Source organism: Microvirga sp. TS319 (assembly GCF_041276405.1).
Lineage (GTDB): Bacteria > Pseudomonadota > Alphaproteobacteria > Rhizobiales > Beijerinckiaceae > Microvirga.
On sequence record NZ_JBGGGT010000002.1, the window covers coordinates 390616 to 405921 of the forward strand.

Sequence of the window (15306 nt, forward strand, 5' to 3'; positions counted from 1 at the left end):
CGATGGCCCGTGACGCTGTCGGTCGCGGGCACGGCGAGGCTCGACGCCATCACGCGATCCCCCGCACCCGGGCCGCGGCATCGATGAAGCCCCGCGACGCCGCGAACATCTCGGGCTCGTCGAGCAGGAAGGCGTCGTGGCCCTTGTCGCTTTCCACCTCCACGAAGGCCACCGATGCGGCGGCCGCGTTGAGCGCATGGACGATGGCGCGCGAGTCCGAGGTCGGGAACAGCCAGTCGGACGTGAAGGAGATCACGCAGAAGCGCGTAGCCGTGCCCTTGAAGGCCCTGGCGAGCGAGCCGCCCTGCTCGGCGGCGAGGTCGAAGTAATCCATCGCGCGCGTCATGTAGAGATAGGAATTGGCGTCGAACCGCTCGACGAAGGAGATCCCCTGGTAGCGCAGATAGCTCTCGATCTGGAAGTCCGCGTCGAACGAGAAGGTCGGCGCGCTGCGGTCCTGGAAGTTGCGGCCGAATTTCCGGTGCAGGGCCATTTCGGACAGATAGGTGATATGCGCGCCCATGCGGGCCACCGCGAGGCCCTTGGAGGGGCGCGTGCCTTCGAGCAGGTAACGGCCGCCGCGCCAGTCGGGATCGGCCATCACGGCCTGGCGCCCGACCTCGTGGAAGGCGATGTTCTGCGCGGAGTGGCGTGCGGCGGTGGCGATGGGCAGGGCCGCGAAGACCCTGGCGGGATAGCTCGCCGCCCATTGCAGCACCTGCATGCCGCCCATGGACCCGCCGATGACGCAGAACAGGGTCTCGATCCCGAGCTTGTCGACCAAAGCCGCCTGTGCCCGCACCATGTCGCGGATGGTGACCACCGGAAAGTTCAGGGCGTAGGGCTGGCCCGAGGCGGGATCGATGGAGGCTGGGCCCGTGGAGCCCATGCAGCCGCCGATCACGTTGGCGCAGATCACGAAGAACCGGTTCGTATCCACCGGCAGGCCCGGACCCACCATGGTCCGCCACCAGCCGGGCTTGCCCGTCACCGGGTTGTCGTTCGCGGCATGCTGGTCGCCGGTCAGCGCATGGCAGATCAGGACCGCGTTCGACTTCTCGGCATTGAGCGTGCCGTAGGTCTGGTATGCGATCTGCCAGGGGGCGAGCGCGATCCCGGCATCCATCATCAAAGGCTCGTCCGCGCCAAAGCGCATCACGAGGCTCGACGGATCGTCGACCTGGCTTCGCGCTTCCTGGGAGAGGGAGGACAATGTCATGGATCGGGCAGCAGCTGCGTTCGGTTTGCCGAACAAGCCGTAATTCGAATAGGTCCGATCGTCAACGAACATGACGCCCGGTGCGCCGCATTCGCCTCGGGCGGGATGACACGGTGGCGGGCCGACATGAGAGGCGAGGGATGACAAAGGGCGGTAAAATGTCCAAAGAAGAGCGCATTGTCTGAAAGATCGAAGCCATGACCAGCGAGAAGTCCGTTCCATCCCTTGCCGAGTTGCGCCAGGACATCGACCGTATCGACGAGGCGATGCACCGGCTGCTCATGGAGCGCGGCACGATCATCGACCGGCTGATCGAGTCCAAGAAGGCTTCCGAGACGGGCCTGAGCTCCGCCTTCCGGCCGGGCCGCGAGGCCTCGATGATGAGGGCGCTGGCCGAGCGCCACACGGGCCTGCTGCCGCTCGACACGGTGGAGAGCATCTGGCGGGTGATCATCGGCACCTTCACCTATGTGCAGTCCAACTACGCGGTCCATGCCGACGTCTCGGGCGGCGACGCGCCCATGCACGACTCGGCCCGGTTCCATTTCGGCTTCACGGTGCCCTACATCACCCACCCGAGCGCCGCGGCCGTCATCGAGGCTGTCGCGGGCTCGAAGGGCGACCTCGGAATCTTCCGCCTCGACCAGGGGGCGACCAGCGGCGCCTGGTGGCGGACGCTCGCCGAAAAGGAGCGTCCGAAGATCATTGCGCGCCTGCCCTTCATCGAGCGCCCGGATCATCCGGCGGGCACGCCGGTCTTCGTGATTTCCAAGCCCCTCACCGACGCCTCCGTGCGGGACGTGGTGCTCTATGCGGCCCAGTTCGAACGCTGGCACAAGGGGGCGAACGAAGCATTGACACGGCTCGGCGGCGAGGTGGTGGCGAGCGCAGCCGATGCCAGCGGCCTGTCCGAGCTGATCGCCGTTCCCGGGAGCGTGGAAGCCTCCCGCCTCCAGCAGGAGCTGACCGAAGCCGGGGCGAGCCTCGCTCAGCTCGCGGAAGTCGGCAGCCATGCCGAACGTTTCCGCGTGAAATGATCGCGAAGCTGCGCTAGAGCCCTGTGCGCCATCGATTGTGTAGGAAGTTGTCCATGTCCGTTCGTCCCGAACCCCGTCCCGGCGTGATGCAGATCGACGCCTATGTGCCCGGCAAGAGCAAGGCCGCAGGGGTTTCGAAGGTCTACAAGCTCTCCTCCAACGAGACGCCGCTCGGCCCCTCGCCGAAGGCCATCGAGGCGGTCAGGACATTCGACCAGCTGGAGCTCTACCCGGATGGATCTGCCACGAGACTGCGCGAGGCGATCGGCGCGAAATACGGCCTCGATCCCGCCCGCATCGTCTGCGGCGCCGGCTCCGACGAACTGCTCAGCTACATCACCAACGTTTATGTGGGCCCCGGCGACGAGGGAGTCTTCAGCGAGCACGGCTTTCTCGTCTATCGCATCGCGATCCTGGCCGCCGGCGGCACGCCGGTGGTGGCCGAGGAGAAAAACTATCGCACGGATGTGGATGCGATCCTGGCGAAAGTGACGGACAGGACGAAGATCGTCTTCCTGGCCAATCCCAACAATCCGACCGGCACCTACATCCCCTTCGACGAGGTCAAGCGCCTCCATGCGGGCCTTCCCTCCCATGTGGTGCTGGTGCTCGACGCGGCTTACGCCGAATACGTGCGCCGCAACGATTACGAGTCGGGCCTCGAACTCGTCGCCACCGCCGAGAACGTGGTGATGACGCGCACCTTCTCGAAGATCTACGGCCTGGCGAACCTGCGCATCGGCTGGATGGTGGCGCCCGCGCATATCGTCGATGCGGTGAACCGCATCCGGGGCCCCTTCAACATGAACGGTCCCGCGATGGCGGCCGGAATTGCGGCGGTCCAGGACGAAACGCATGTGGCGAAGGCGGTCGAGCACAACGCCCAATGGCTCGAATGGCTCACCCGGGAGATCGAGGCCCTGGGGCTGAAGGTCACGCCGAGCGTCGCCAACTTCCTGATGATCCATTTCCCCGACGAGCCGGGCAGAACCGCGAAGGACGCGGATGCCTTCCTGTCCGGCCGGGGCCTGATCCTGCGCCGGATCGATGCCTATGGCCTGCCCCAAGCCCTGCGCCTGACCGTGGGCAGTGAGGAGGCGAACCGCCTCGTCGTCGAGGCCCTGCGCGATTTCGTGAATGGGGCCAAAAATGCCTGAGCGTCTGGGACCGCCCCTTGAGAAGCCTCTCTTCGACCGTATCGCGCTGATCGGCCTCGGCCTGATCGGCTCGTCGATCGCACGCGCCGCGAAGCATCTCAACCTGGCCGGCCGCGTCGTCGCCATCGATCGCAGCGAGGAGGTGGTGGCGCGCGTCCGCGAGCTTCGGATCGCCGACGAGGAGACGACGGATCCGGTGGCGGGCGTGCAGGGCGCGGACCTCGTCATCCTGTGCGTGCCCGTGGGCGTTTGCGGGGCCGTTGCCGAAGCCGTGAAGCCGGGATTGAAGCCCGGCTGCATCCTGTCCGACGTAGGCTCCGTGAAGGCTTCCGTGGTAGGGCAGGTTCAGCCCCACCTGCCCGAGGGCGTCCATTTCGTTCCGGCCCATCCGGTGGCGGGTACGGAGCATTCGGGCCCCGATGCGGGCTTCTCGACGCTCTTCCACAACCGCTGGTGCATCCTCACACCGCCGGAGGGCACCGACGAGCAGGCGGTCGAGCGCGTGCGCGCCTTCTGGACCGCCATGGGCTCGAACGTGGAGATCATGAGCGCCCAGCACCACGATCTCGTGCTCGCCATCACGAGCCATGTGCCGCACCTGATCGCCTACAACATCGTGGGCACGGCGGCGGACCTGGAGACCGTCACTCAAGGCGAGGTGATCAAGTTCTCGGCCGGCGGTTTCCGCGACTTCACGCGCATCGCCGCGTCCGATCCCACCATGTGGCGCGACGTCTTCCTGCACAACAAGGAAGCCGTGCTCGAAATGCTGGCTCGCCTCAACGAGGACATCGCGCTGCTCGCCCGCGCCATCCGCTGGGGCGAGGGCGACAAGCTGTTCGATCTCTTCACCCGCACGCGCGCCATCCGGCGCGGCATCATCTCGTCGGGGCAGGAAACGCCCGAGCCCGATTTCGGGCGGAGGCGCGAGGACAAGCCGTAATCCGGCTGAAGCCGATCGGCCGTCATGGCCCTCTCGTCATGGCCGCCCCCGACTTGATCCGGGGATCAGTCCCGGCCATCCTTGCCTTGGGAATACCGACCCTCAAAAACGTGGATGCCCGGCTCAGGGCCGGGCATCATGATGCCGCATGGGCCGTGCCGCTCAATAGAGCGGCTGCAGCCTGAAATTGGGGATCACGAAGGGCCCCATCGCCAGAAAGCCGTTGTTGAGGGAAAGCGGCGGCAGCGGGGCCAATTGCGGCTGAGCGCCGGTCTTGTCGCGGGCGCGCGGATTCTGCCCGAGCAATGCTCCCAGGAGGGCCCCGCCCGTGCGACTGCCCGTGATGTTGCCGATGAGGCCGTCGAGGCCCGCGGCGGCCACGTTGAGCTGGCCCGCGGGGCGGTGCTCCTCGTCGAGATTGAGCTGGCCCTTCGCCTCCAGGCGGCGCGGTCCCTTGGTCACGGAAAGCATCAGCACATCGAGAACGCCGCCCGCGCCGCGCCACCGCTCGAGTTCCTGGGCCAGGGGACGGCCTTGAAAATCCGCCGTCTGGGTGGCGGTGACATCCGCGTTCAGGTCCGTGAGTTCCGTGCCGCCGATGAGCGCGTCGAGCTGGGGGATGCTCGCCTGCTTCACCGACAGGGCGGCGTCATAGGCCTTCTCGGAGGCGCGGGAGGGGTTGGGCCTCAGGTGCAGTTCCAGATGCTGGCCGGAGGTTGCGATCTCCTGGGGCAGGAGTCCCGTCACCGTCACCTTCGGCGCATTCGCGGCGATCGAGAGGCGCTGGAGCCCGGTCTGGGACGCGTGGATGCTCGCCTGCAGCAGATCCCAGCGGCCCTGCACCGTCACCTGGCCGTCGCTCACATGCAAGGGACCCGCGACCTCGGCGATCACGAGGCGCGGCTGATACACCTGCGCGATGGCTTCCGTCCGTCCGAAGGAGGCGGTCACCGCTCCCTGTTTCAGGGAGAGGGCGCCGCAGACGATCTCGATGCGGAAGGGATACCCGGCGATGGTGCGGTCCGTGCAGGTCCAATGGCGGCCGATGCGCTTTTCCGACATGATCCAGGTATCGAGCATCTCGGCCGTGCGGTTGCGGATCACGAACCACGCCACGCTCCAGGCGGCGGCGACGAGAAGCAGCAGAATGAGGGGCGTATAGAGCCAGAAGCGGCTGCGACGCCCGCTTTCCGCCGTGATGGCCTCGGCCATGCAAGATCTCCTGTTGTGCGGCTGCTTCGTAACTGGTAGCGCCGCGGAGGAAAAGTGGTCTTCGCTTTTCCGGGAAGCAGGCGGCTTAAAAGGCAAAGCAGGCAAGGTTCGGGCAGGGGAACGATGACGGACGGCTCGGAGGATCTGTGGGTTTTCGGCTATGGCTCGCTTATGTGGAGGCCGGGTTTTCCCTTCGCCGAACGCCGCCATGCGCATCTGTTCGGCTATCATCGCGCGCTGTGCGTTCTCTCCCACGTTCATCGCGGGACGCCCGATAATCCGGGGCTCGTGCTCGGCCTCGACCGGGGCGGACGCTGTCACGGCGTCGCCTTCCGGGTCCTGAAGGAGGAGGCCCGGGCGACCGTGCATTACCTTCGCGAACGAGAGCAGGCTACGAGCGTCTATCTGGAGCGGTACCTGCCCGTGCGCCTCGACGACGGCCGCGCCGTTACGGCCTTAGGGTATGTGGCCGACCGCAAGCATGAACAATATGCGGGAACCCGCTCCTTCGAGGAGGTGCTTTCCCTGGTACGGCAAGGCAAGGGAATATCGGGTGCCAATCCCGACTACGTGCGCTCGACCCACGAGCATCTCTTGGGTATGGGCGTCGTCGATCCGCTGATGGAGCGGATCGTCATGGTGCTCGATCAGGAGGCCTGATCGGCGTTCTCGCGCAAGTCGGCCAGAATCTCGCGGCGGCGCGCCTCCGTGTCGGCGAGGCGATGGATGTGGAGTTCGTTCGCACCGCGCTCCCGGGCCCGGTCGAGCCACCGGGAGCGGGTTTCCACGCTCGGCTCATCGCCCGCCAGAACCGATTCGACCACGTGAGCGGTGCCCGTCTCGTCACGGCTGACGGCGAGGATCACGGCATCGGTGACCTCTAGCAATTCCTTCAGGTCGAGGGCATGCACGCCGACGATGTAGCGACGGCCCGACAGGCCGCGCCAGGAGCTTAAGGTGGACGAGGACCGAAGCCCCGCCGTTGCTCTCAACCGTTCCTCGCGCACGCCAGCCCTCCGCATCCGGTCGTTGCGGAGATCCCGCATGGCCGTGTTCCAGGATATGGTCCGTTTGTTCGCCATTTGTTCTTATATATAGGGAGGGCGAGGGTCGCCGTCAAGATTGGGAAAGCTTAGCAGTATCAGATATTTGAGGCAGGAGCCGTCGGCGTCCGGGCCGAATCGGGAAGGCCGAGTTCCCGGCGCCCTTCAGCCAGCAGCCGGCTCGAGGAATCCTCGATGTCCGTCTGCACGCGCCTGAAGAATTCCTCGCGGGGCAGGCCGGGCGCGATGGGATCGAGAATCTCGACACGAATCGTGCCGGGGCGGCGGATGAACTGGCGGCGGGGCCAGTAGAGACCCGAATTCAGCGCGACCGGGACGCAGGGGAAGCCGAGGTTCTGGTAGAGATGCGCCACCCCGTATTTATAGGCGGCGGGCGCCCCCGGCGGACGGCGCGTGCCCTCGGGGAAGATGATGATCTGGCGGCCGTGCCGGGCCTCCTCCTTCGCGCGGGCCGTCATCTGCACGAGCGCCTGGGTTCCCGCCTTGCGGTTCACCGGCACGCATCGCGCCTTGCGCAGATACCAGCCGAAGAAGGGGATCCACATCAATTCGCGCTTCAGGATGAAGGTCGGGTCGTCGAAGATCGTCAACAGCGCGAAGGTTTCCCAAAGGGATTGGTGCTTGGCCGCCACGAGCGCGCCGCCCGCCGGGATCTTCTCCGCCCCGCGGATCTCGATCTTGGTGCCGGCGAGAACCCGCAGCAGCCAGAGGGACACGCGCGCCCAGACCTGGACCAGCCTCAGGAAACCCAGGCGCGGCAAGACAACGGCCGGAATCAGAATGATCAGCCACAGGACGAGGTTGGCGTAGAAGGCGACGTTGAAGAGCAGGGAGCGGACGAACAGCATGGCTTCGCGAAAAGGAAAAGCGGAGCAGCAGGCTCCGCGGGCGGCGCACCTTAGCGCATCGTGCGGAAAAGTGGACCCGGTTTTCCGCACTGAACGATGCGCTCCTCTAGGAGGAAGCATCGTGCGGAAAAGTGGACCCGTTTTCCGGCGCGGGCATGACGGCGGTGCGTGCGGCAGCCCGCACGGCTCGCCCATTGACCCCTTGATCTGTGGAACGGGTCGGCAGACGCCTGACGGGCGTACCGGCCTCAGCGCACGGTCGTTTCGGCGTTCACTCGCTGGCTGGGGGCGCCGCCGCTGATGAGGTGGGCGACGGACGAACGTTCCGGGTCGTCCTCGAAGCGTGTGCGAAGCCAGACGGCCAGGAATTTCAGGTATTCGGATGCCAGGATCTTGGCCGTCGCCGGATTGCGCCACCACTCGTGCGGATCGATGGTCGCCGCGACCGGATAGGGAATCTTCTGCAGGTTCGGCAGAGCGTGATCGAGCTCCACCATGGTGCGGGGCATGTGGTAGTTCGACGTCACGATAATGATCGTGTCGAACCCGTTCGCTTCGGCCCAGCGGCGCGTCTCGATGGCGTTGCCGATGGTGTTGCGGGCCCGGTAGTCCAGATCGACGCAGCAGGCGAAGAGCTGCCGCTGGCCGGGATTGAGGCGAGAGATCTGATCCCGGCTGGTCTTCTCGTTGACGCCCGAGATCAGGAGACGCTTCGCATAGCCCTTTGCCAGGAGGTCGATGGCATCGCCGATGCGCTGCGCGCCTCCGGTCAGGGCCACGATGCCGTCGGCCCGCGTCTCGGGCCGCTGCTCGAACCGATCGAGGCTGTAGACGAAGGCGAGAAAGCCGAAAAAGCCCAAGAGGCAGCAGGCCACGAAGCCCCAGGCTCCGATGCCGAGGAGCCGCCGGGTCAAGGAGCGTCTCACGGGAGGTGCGTGATCACCATGCATCGTCCAGCGCCAGCCCAGGGCCTCGGCAGGTTCCATCGTGTCCGGCGTCGTCCAGTTCTGCGCCGGCCAAGTCTGCGTTCGCGAGCTCATTCTGGGCGATGATAGGGGTGAATGCGGCAATGGAGAGGCAGCCCTCTTTATCCACGGAAAACGATCACAGGTAACCGAGGATCAACCATTTCCGTTAAGAAAACGTCTCACCGTGAGCCGCGACACGATGCCTGTGATCAGCGCCACCAGGAGCGCGATCAGGACCACGACCACGTAACCGGTCCAGCTGATGCTGAAGGCGCCGAACAGGGCTTCGATCTGGTCGCCGGCCGGGCTGGCGCGCCAGGAACGGGTGATCAGGCCCAGCGCGACGGTCAGCGCGAGCGCCGCTCCGGCCCCCACGGCGCTGCCGCGCAGGCCGAGCTTGAAGAAGCGGCGCTGGAACTCCTTGGCGATGAAGTCGTCGTTCGCGCCCACGAAATGGAGCACCTCCACCACCTCCTTGTTGCCCGCCATGGCTCCCCGCGTGGCGAAGATGACGGCAAGGCCCGCCGCCACGAGGACGAGGGCGACCAGGAAGATGCCGGTGCCGATGATTGTGTTGGCCATGGTCGAGAGGCGGGATACCCAGAGCGCATGATCGTCGAGGGTCGCGCCCGGAACCTCCTTCTGGAGGCTCTGGCGCAGCGGCCCGAAATCAGGCCGCGCGTCCTCCTTCAGCTTGATGACGATGAGGCGCGGCACGGGCAGATCCTTGAAATCGAGGCCACTTCCGAGCCACGGCTCGAGGAGACGCTCGGATTCCTCCTTCGTGAAGGCCTGCGCCTGCTCCACCCCTTGCGTCTGGCGCGCCAGGGCCACCGCCCGGGCGACGTCGCTGTCGATGGCGCGCTGGGGATTGGGGCGGATCTGAATGGTCACCTCGCGGGCGATCTCCGAGCGCCATTGCGCGGAACTGGCGGCGACGAGCTCCGCCCCGCCCGCGCAGAGGGCCGCCAGGAAGGCCAGGATCGCGATGACGGCGGCAAGCGCCTGCCCCCCAGCCGAATCCACGGGCACGAGAGGCGCGTTGCGGCTCAACGAGGCGGGCACCGAGCGTTTCTCGCTTCCCTTCGCTTTGTCGCGGGCGGCCTTTCTCAGGTGAGGTTGGGGGGCGCTCATCCGGCTCACTCGTCGATATGCAGCCTGCCGTCGCCGAGCACGAGGCGGCGGACGTTGAGCTGATCCATGAGGCTGAAGTCGTGGGTGGCGATCACCACCGAGGTCCCGAGGCGGTTGAGTTCGATGAACAGGCGCAGCAGACGCCGGGCGAGGGAGGGATCCACGTTGCCGGTCGGCTCGTCCGCGAGCAGAAGGTCGGGCCGCACGATGAGCGCGCGGGCGATGGCCGCGCGCTGCTTCTCTCCGCCCGAGAGCACCGGCGGCAGCATATGCATGCGGTCCCCGAGGCCGACCCAGCGCAGCAATTCCACGACCTCTGCGCGATAGCTCGACTCCTCCTTGCCCTGGACGCGCAGGGGAAGGGCGACGTTCTCGTAGGTCGTCAGATGGTCGAGCAGACGGAAATCCTGGAACACCACGCCCATGCGCCGGCGAAGCCCGGTCAGCTCGTCCTTGGAGATCCGGGAGACGTCTTCGCCGAAGAGGGAGATCAGGCCCCGCGTCGGCTTGACCGAGAGCAGGATGAGGCGAAGCAGGGTGGTCTTGCCCGCGCCCGAGGGCCCTGTGAGGAACTGGAAGGAGTTCGGTTCGATGGAGAAGGTCAGGTCGCGCAGAACCTCGGGCCCCATGCCGTAACGCACGCCCACATTCTCGAAATGCACGGACGGAGCCGCCGCGCTGTCATCGAATTCCTCGTCGTAATAGGCTCTCACGCGCGCCTGAATCCTCCTGAAGAAGCTGGCGAAGTAACGGACTTGAGATGTCGGTCACGGGCGATTCGCCTTGTTATCGCCCCGTCATGGTTAGCAAGCCATAAACTTGCGGGCAGACGACGCAAAGCGAAGCGCTCGTGGAACATTGACGCAGGATCCGGGTAAAGCGCTTCAAAGGCTCGGAATCGCCCGGAAAATCATTAAGTCCGTTTGACTTCCGCGCTCCGCCATGATCGACAGACGAGAGACTTTTGAGTGTTTCCGTGAATTTTCTGGACTGACAGACGATGACCGTTGCCCACCGTATCCGGGTTCTCTTCGACGAAGACGCCATCGCCAAGCGTAACGAGGCGCTGGCGAAGGAGATTGCGAACGCCAAGCCGGAGAACCTGCTCGTGGTCGCCGTCCTCAAGGGCAGCTTCATGTTCGCGGCCGACCTGATCCGTGCCCTGCACAGGACGGGCCTCGAGCCGCAGGTGGAGTTCGTGCACCTGTCCAGCTATCTGGACGGAACCGTCTCCTCCGGTCAGGTCACTATTCTTCGCGACGTGGAGAGCGACGTGCGCGGCCGGGACGTGTTGCTCGTGGACGATATCCTCGAATCAGGCCGCACGATCACTTTCGCCAAGGACCTGCTGATGGCCCGCGGCGCGAAGAGCGTGAAGACCGCCGTTCTCCTGGAAAAGCCCGGCAAGCGCGCCGTGAGCATCGATCCGGACTATGTCGGCTTCACCTGCCCCGACGTGTTCGTGATCGGCTACGGCATGGACGTGGCCCATTCCTACCGTCAGCTGCCGTTCGTCGGCGTTCTCGACCGCCACGACACCAATCCGGACCTGTTCGACAAGCGGGATTAGCGCATCGGACGCGGGAAGTGGGAACCGGTTTTGCGTGAAAAGATGCTCCAAAACAGAAACTGACCGCATCGGACGTGGGTTCGATGTCACGTCCGATGCTGTCGTCAGCCGTTCATCTGCCAGATCGCCCCGTTCAGGGCGGTCGCGAATATGACCCAGGCGAGATACGGCGCGAGCAGAAGGGCCGCGATCCGGTCGAGCGGCCGGAAGGCGCGCATCGTCGCCAGGATTGCGGCGACCAGGGCCAGGATGACGATGAGGCCCGCGGCCGGGCTGTGCGCGCCGAAGAAGGCGAAGGACCACAGGCAGTTCAGGGCCAGCTGCACGAAGAACGTCGCGACGGCGCCGGAGCGGCCTGGGGTCTCCTTCGGCAGGGACAGGATCCGCCAGAGCGACAAGGCCATCAGTGCATAGAGCAGGGTCCATGCGACCGGAAAGGCCCAGTTCGGCGGCGTGAAGCCCGGCTTTTCCAGACCGGCGTACCAGGCGGGAACGTTCGGGCCGGTGACGAGGCTTCCCGCCACCCCGACGGCCATGACCGGGAGCACCGCGATCAGGAGCTTCTGGAACGGCGGCGTTGCATGGCTGCCCGGCATCGTTTGATCTGTCCGCATCCTCGAAGTTCCTTTATGTCGGCTGCATCGTTTCCAGGTGACGAAACCAGTCACGCTTTTGGAGGTTCCCCCATGTCGTCGCGTTCCCCTTGGTCGAAGCGTAGCCTGACCGCCCAGGCGATGGGCCATGTGGATCCCCTTACGAAGGCGATCGTGCCTCCGATCCATCTGGCGACCACCTATATCCGCGACGAGGACAACGGCTATTCCTCCGGCTTTGTCTACGGCCGCCCGGACAACGCTACGATCCGCGAGGCGGAGGAGGTGCTGGCCATGCTGGAGGAGGCGGAAGCCGGGGCTCTGCTGTTCTCCTCGGGAATGGCAGCGGCCACCGCCGTGTTCCAGGCTCTCGATCCCGGCGATCACATCGTCGCCTCCAAGGTGATGTACTGGGCCCTTCGCAGCTGGCTGATGACGGAGGCCGTCCGCTGGGGGCTTCACGTCGACTTCGTGGAGACGGACGATCTCGATGCCGTGCGCGCCGCCGTGATCCCGGGCCGCACCAAGCTGATCTGGGCCGAGACGCCGTCCAATCCGCTCTGGACCATCACCGACATCGCGGCCGTGGCCGAGATCGCCCATGCGGCAGGCGCACGGCTGGCGGTCGATTCCACGACCGCCTCGCCGATCCATACGCGGCCGCTGACCTTTGGCGCCGACATCGTGATGCATGCGGCCACGAAGGTGCTCAACGGCCACTCTGACGTGGTGGCGGGCGCGCTCGCGGGCGCCAAGGCCGATGCGTTCTGGGCAAAGGTCGCCTCCATCCGCAAGATGCAGGGAGCGATCCTCGGCCCCTTCGAGGCCTATCTGCTCATGCGCGGCATGCGCACGCTCCATGTGCGCGCGGCGGCTCAGGCGAAAAACGCGCTCGACCTCGCGCAGCGCTTCTCCGTGCATCCGAAGGTGGCGCGGGTGCTCTATCCCGGCCTGCCGCAGCATCCCGGCCACGATATCGCCAGCCGGCAGATGGAAGGCGGCTTCGGCTACATGCTGTCCATCCAGGTGGCCGACGGAGAGGCCGCCGCGATCAGGACGGCCGCGCAGGTGCGCCTGTGGAAAAGGGCTACGTCGCTTGGCGGCGTCGAGAGCCTCATCGAGCATCGCGCCTCCATCGAAGGCCCCGGCACGCCTTGTCCGCCGGACCTCCTGCGTCTGTCCACCGGCATCGAGGACGTGGAGGACCTTTACCGCGATCTCGACGAGGCGCTCAGGGCATCCTGAGACATTCCTCCCGTTATGAGCCTCTCACGTCATGGCCGCACTCGGTGCGGCCATCCACGTCTTCACGAATCGTAGCGCCCTCAAGACGTGGATTCCCGGGACAAGCCCGGGGAACACGGGGAGGCGCCGAGATGACGGAGTGGAGATGCCGCCCGGACCCTTGAGCCGGCTATCTTGATCCTGTCATAAAAGTTGTGCTCTCCTCTGCTTTAGGAACATCGTTCCACAAGGGGAAGCCGTCCATGACATCGTCGATCACTCGCCGCCGCGTCCTTCAAACCGGCGTGGCCGCCGCCGCTCTCACCGGCCTGCCGCATTTCGCCTGGGCGGCCGGCCCAGTGGTGAAACTACGCATCCTGGAGACCACCGATCTCCACGTGAACATCTTCCCCTACGACTACTATCGCGACGCGCCCGACGACACGGTCGGCCTGGCGCGCACGGCGACTCTCGTGAAGGCGGTACGGGCCGAGGCGAAGAACAGCCTGCTCTTCGACAATGGCGACATCATCCAGGGTTCGCCGCTCGGCGATTACGTGTCTTATCGCAAGGGCATGAAGAAGGGCGACGTGCATCCCATCGTGGCCGCCATGAACACCCTGAGCTACGATTGCGGAACGCTCGGCAATCACGAGTTCAATTACGGCCTGGAATTCCTGCAGAATTCCCTGGGGGCTGCGAAATTCCCGGTCGTCTGCGCCAACGCGGTCAAGGCGGACGGCGAGACCCTCTACAAGCCCTGGCTCGTTCTCGACCGCGAACTCGTCGACGAGTCGGGCGCGAAGCAGAAGCTGAAGATCGGCGTGATCGGCTTCGTGCCGCCGCAGATCGTCCAGTGGGACAAGGCCAATCTCGACGGCAGGGTCACTACCATCGACATCGTGGATGCGGCGAACAGGCATGTACCCGATCTCAAGAAGACGGGCGCCGACATCGTCGTCGCGCTCTGCCATTCCGGCATCGCGGGCGGCGAGCGCAAAGGGGGCGAGGAGAACGCGGCGCTCCATCTCGCCAAGGTCGACGGCATCGACGTGATCCTCACCGGCCACCAGCACTTCGTGTTTCCCGGCGGTAAGGAGTTCAACAATATCGAGGGTGTCGACGTGCAGAAGGGGACGCTGCACGGCAAACCCGCCGTCATGGCCGGCTTCTGGGGCAGCCATCTCGGCCTCATCGACCTCGATCTCGTGAAGGACGGGGATTCCTGGAAGGTCGCGCAGTTCCGCACCGAGGCACGTCCGATCTACGACCGCGTTGACCGCAAGGTGGTGGCGAAGGTGGATTCGGAAGCGGGCGTGCTGGCGGCCGCCCAGGCCGATCACGATGCGACGCTCAAATACGTGCGCGAGCCCGTCGGATCCACGGCGGTTCCAATCCACTCCTACTTCTCCCTGGTCTCCGACGACGCATCCGTGAAGCTCGTCGCCGAGGCGCAGGCCTGGTACGTCGCGGATCAGCTCAAGACCTCACCCTTCAAGGACCTACCAATCCTCTCGGCGGCTGCTCCCTTCAAGGCGGGCGGCCGCGGCGGCCCGAACTACTTCACCGACATCAAGCCCGGCCCGCTCGCCATCAAGGACATGGCGGATATCTACATCTATCCGAATACGATCCGCGTCGTGAAGGTGACGGGCGCACAGGTACGCGAATGGTTGGAGCGGTCCGCCGGCATCTATAACCAGATCGATCCGGCGAAAGGCGGCGAGCAGGATCTCGTCAACGCGAAGTTCCCCGCCTACAACTTCGACGTCATCGCGGGCGTGCAGTACAAGATCGATCCGACCCAGGCCTCGCGCTACGACGACAACGGCAAGGTCGTGAATGCCGATGCGCACCGCATCAAGGACCTGACCTACAACGGCAAGCCGGTGGCGGAGGATCAACAGTTCCTCGTGGTGACGAACAATTACCGCGCGGGCGGCGGCGGCAACTTCCCCGGCAACGATGGCAACACCATCGTGTTCGAGGCGCCCGACCTCACTCGCGATGCGATCATGCGCTACATCGTCGAGAAGAAGGAAGTCGCGCCGAAGGCCGACGGTTCCTGGTCGCTCGCCGTGCCTGCGGGCGTCACCATGACCTTTACCACCGGCCCGAACGCCGCCGCGTATCAGCCGGCGGGCATCAAGGTCGAGAAGATGGGCGATGCTCCCGAAGGGTTCGTCAAATACCGCGTCGTCGGTTGATTGTCCCGAGAGGGTGACGGGAAGCGGCCGGGTTCAGCCCGGCCGCTTCCGTTTAGAGCATCGGACGCAAAAGTGGGAACCGGTTTTGCGGGGAAAGATGCTCAAGACCATAGCCTGACGGCATCGGACG

The 15306-nt window shown here is 65.5% G+C and carries 15 protein-coding genes; 7 read left to right on the top strand and 8 right to left on the bottom strand.

Annotation, left to right across the window (positions count from 1 at the left end; translation table 11 throughout):
* Positions 1-49 precede the first annotated feature (49 nt).
* Entirely contained in the window at positions 50-1219 is a 1170-nt protein-coding gene (locus tag AB8841_RS11255; RefSeq protein WP_370439248.1) for a homoserine O-acetyltransferase, read from the bottom strand.
* A 197-nt stretch (positions 1220-1416) separates the two neighbouring features.
* Between AB8841_RS11255 and AB8841_RS11260 the strand changes: the two genes are divergently transcribed.
* The 3 genes from AB8841_RS11260 to AB8841_RS11270 are packed head-to-tail and all read left to right on the top strand — an operon-like array spanning position 1417 to position 4356.
* Positions 1417-2256: a chorismate mutase gene (locus AB8841_RS11260; RefSeq protein WP_370435941.1), complete on the top strand. Its 840-nt coding sequence runs from the start codon at positions 1417-1419 to the stop codon at positions 2254-2256.
* A gap of 47 nt (positions 2257-2303) precedes the next feature.
* Positions 2304-3413: a histidinol-phosphate transaminase gene (gene hisC, locus AB8841_RS11265; RefSeq protein WP_370435942.1), complete on the top strand. Its 1110-nt coding sequence runs from the start codon at positions 2304-2306 to the stop codon at positions 3411-3413.
* On the top strand, positions 3406-4356 hold the full coding sequence (locus AB8841_RS11270) for a prephenate/arogenate dehydrogenase family protein (RefSeq protein ID WP_370435943.1): 951 nt from the start codon (positions 3406-3408) through the stop codon (positions 4354-4356). Before hisC ends, AB8841_RS11270 begins: the two co-directional genes overlap by 8 nt.
* 162 nt (positions 4357-4518) lie before the next feature.
* Here the strand turns inward: AB8841_RS11270 and AB8841_RS11275 are convergent, their stop codons facing one another.
* Complete coding sequence (locus tag AB8841_RS11275; protein WP_370435944.1) at positions 4519-5568, bottom strand: DUF2125 domain-containing protein; 1050 nt, start codon at positions 5566-5568, stop codon at positions 4519-4521.
* A 123-nt stretch (positions 5569-5691) separates the two neighbouring features.
* On the opposite strand from AB8841_RS11275, the gene AB8841_RS11280 reads away from it, so the two are divergent.
* Entirely contained in the window at positions 5692-6228 is a 537-nt protein-coding gene (locus AB8841_RS11280; RefSeq protein ID WP_370435945.1) for a gamma-glutamylcyclotransferase, read from the top strand.
* On the opposite strand, the gene AB8841_RS11285 is transcribed toward AB8841_RS11280, so the two are convergent.
* From AB8841_RS11285 to ftsE, 5 genes are all read right to left on the bottom strand, one after another.
* Positions 6216-6614: a hypothetical protein gene (locus AB8841_RS11285; protein WP_370435946.1), complete on the bottom strand. Its 399-nt coding sequence runs from the start codon at positions 6612-6614 to the stop codon at positions 6216-6218. The genes AB8841_RS11280 and AB8841_RS11285 overlap by 13 nt on opposite strands.
* Positions 6615-6709: 95 nt before the next feature.
* On the bottom strand, positions 6710-7480 hold the full coding sequence (locus AB8841_RS11290) for a lysophospholipid acyltransferase family protein (protein WP_370435947.1): 771 nt from the start codon (positions 7478-7480) through the stop codon (positions 6710-6712).
* Positions 7481-7728: 248 nt separating this feature from the next.
* A complete protein-coding gene (locus AB8841_RS11295) occupies positions 7729-8520 on the bottom strand; it encodes a YdcF family protein (protein ID WP_370435948.1) in 792 nt (263 codons plus the stop codon).
* An 81-nt stretch (positions 8521-8601) separates the two neighbouring features.
* Complete coding sequence (locus tag AB8841_RS11300; protein ID WP_370435949.1) at positions 8602-9582, bottom strand: cell division protein FtsX; 981 nt, start codon at positions 9580-9582, stop codon at positions 8602-8604.
* A gap of 5 nt (positions 9583-9587) precedes the next feature.
* The gene (gene ftsE / locus AB8841_RS11305) at positions 9588-10295 is read right to left on the bottom strand and encodes a cell division ATP-binding protein FtsE (protein ID WP_370435950.1); all 708 of its coding nucleotides are present in this window, start codon (positions 10293-10295) and stop codon (positions 9588-9590) included.
* A 287-nt stretch (positions 10296-10582) separates the two neighbouring features.
* Between ftsE and hpt the strand changes: the two genes are divergently transcribed.
* Positions 10583-11152, top strand: a complete 570-nt coding sequence (hpt, locus tag AB8841_RS11310; RefSeq protein ID WP_370435951.1) for a hypoxanthine phosphoribosyltransferase — start codon at positions 10583-10585, stop codon at positions 11150-11152.
* A gap of 104 nt (positions 11153-11256) precedes the next feature.
* On the opposite strand, the gene AB8841_RS11315 is transcribed toward hpt, so the two are convergent.
* Positions 11257-11766: a TspO/MBR family protein gene (locus AB8841_RS11315; RefSeq protein ID WP_370435952.1), complete on the bottom strand. Its 510-nt coding sequence runs from the start codon at positions 11764-11766 to the stop codon at positions 11257-11259.
* 72 nt (positions 11767-11838) lie between these two features.
* On the opposite strand from AB8841_RS11315, the gene AB8841_RS11320 reads away from it, so the two are divergent.
* On the top strand, positions 11839-12990 hold the full coding sequence (locus tag AB8841_RS11320) for a PLP-dependent aspartate aminotransferase family protein (protein WP_370435953.1): 1152 nt from the start codon (positions 11839-11841) through the stop codon (positions 12988-12990).
* A gap of 242 nt (positions 12991-13232) precedes the next feature.
* Positions 13233-15176, top strand: coding sequence for a bifunctional 2',3'-cyclic-nucleotide 2'-phosphodiesterase/3'-nucleotidase (locus AB8841_RS11325; RefSeq protein WP_370435954.1), 1944 nt, complete (start codon positions 13233-13235; stop codon positions 15174-15176).
* Positions 15177-15306 lie beyond the last annotated feature (130 nt).

Excerpts from the sequence above, each read along its gene's own strand:
- AB8841_RS11295 (WP_370435948.1), bottom strand. The coding sequence starts at position 8,520 with ATGAGCTCGCGAACGCAGACTTGGCCGGCGCAGAACTGGACGACGCCG.
- AB8841_RS11275 (WP_370435944.1), bottom strand. The coding sequence starts at position 5,568 with ATGGCCGAGGCCATCACGGCGGAAAGCGGGCGTCGCAGCCGCTTCTGG.
- AB8841_RS11285 (WP_370435946.1), bottom strand. The coding sequence starts at position 6,614 with ATGCGGGATCTCCGCAACGACCGGATGCGGAGGGCTGGCGTGCGCGAG.
- AB8841_RS11290 (WP_370435947.1), bottom strand. The coding sequence starts at position 7,480 with ATGCTGTTCGTCCGCTCCCTGCTCTTCAACGTCGCCTTCTACGCCAAC.
- AB8841_RS11280 (WP_370435945.1), top strand. The coding sequence starts at position 5,692 with ATGACGGACGGCTCGGAGGATCTGTGGGTTTTCGGCTATGGCTCGCTT.
- hpt (WP_370435951.1), top strand. The coding sequence starts at position 10,583 with ATGACCGTTGCCCACCGTATCCGGGTTCTCTTCGACGAAGACGCCATC.
- AB8841_RS11300 (WP_370435949.1), bottom strand. The coding sequence starts at position 9,582 with ATGAGCGCCCCCCAACCTCACCTGAGAAAGGCCGCCCGCGACAAAGCG.
- AB8841_RS11270 (WP_370435943.1), top strand. The coding sequence starts at position 3,406 with ATGCCTGAGCGTCTGGGACCGCCCCTTGAGAAGCCTCTCTTCGACCGT.
- AB8841_RS11320 (WP_370435953.1), top strand. The coding sequence starts at position 11,839 with ATGTCGTCGCGTTCCCCTTGGTCGAAGCGTAGCCTGACCGCCCAGGCG.
- AB8841_RS11315 (WP_370435952.1), bottom strand. The coding sequence starts at position 11,766 with ATGCGGACAGATCAAACGATGCCGGGCAGCCATGCAACGCCGCCGTTC.
- AB8841_RS11325 (WP_370435954.1), top strand. The coding sequence starts at position 13,233 with ATGACATCGTCGATCACTCGCCGCCGCGTCCTTCAAACCGGCGTGGCC.
- AB8841_RS11260 (WP_370435941.1), top strand. The coding sequence starts at position 1,417 with ATGACCAGCGAGAAGTCCGTTCCATCCCTTGCCGAGTTGCGCCAGGAC.
- AB8841_RS11255 (WP_370439248.1), bottom strand. The coding sequence starts at position 1,219 with ATGACATTGTCCTCCCTCTCCCAGGAAGCGCGAAGCCAGGTCGACGAT.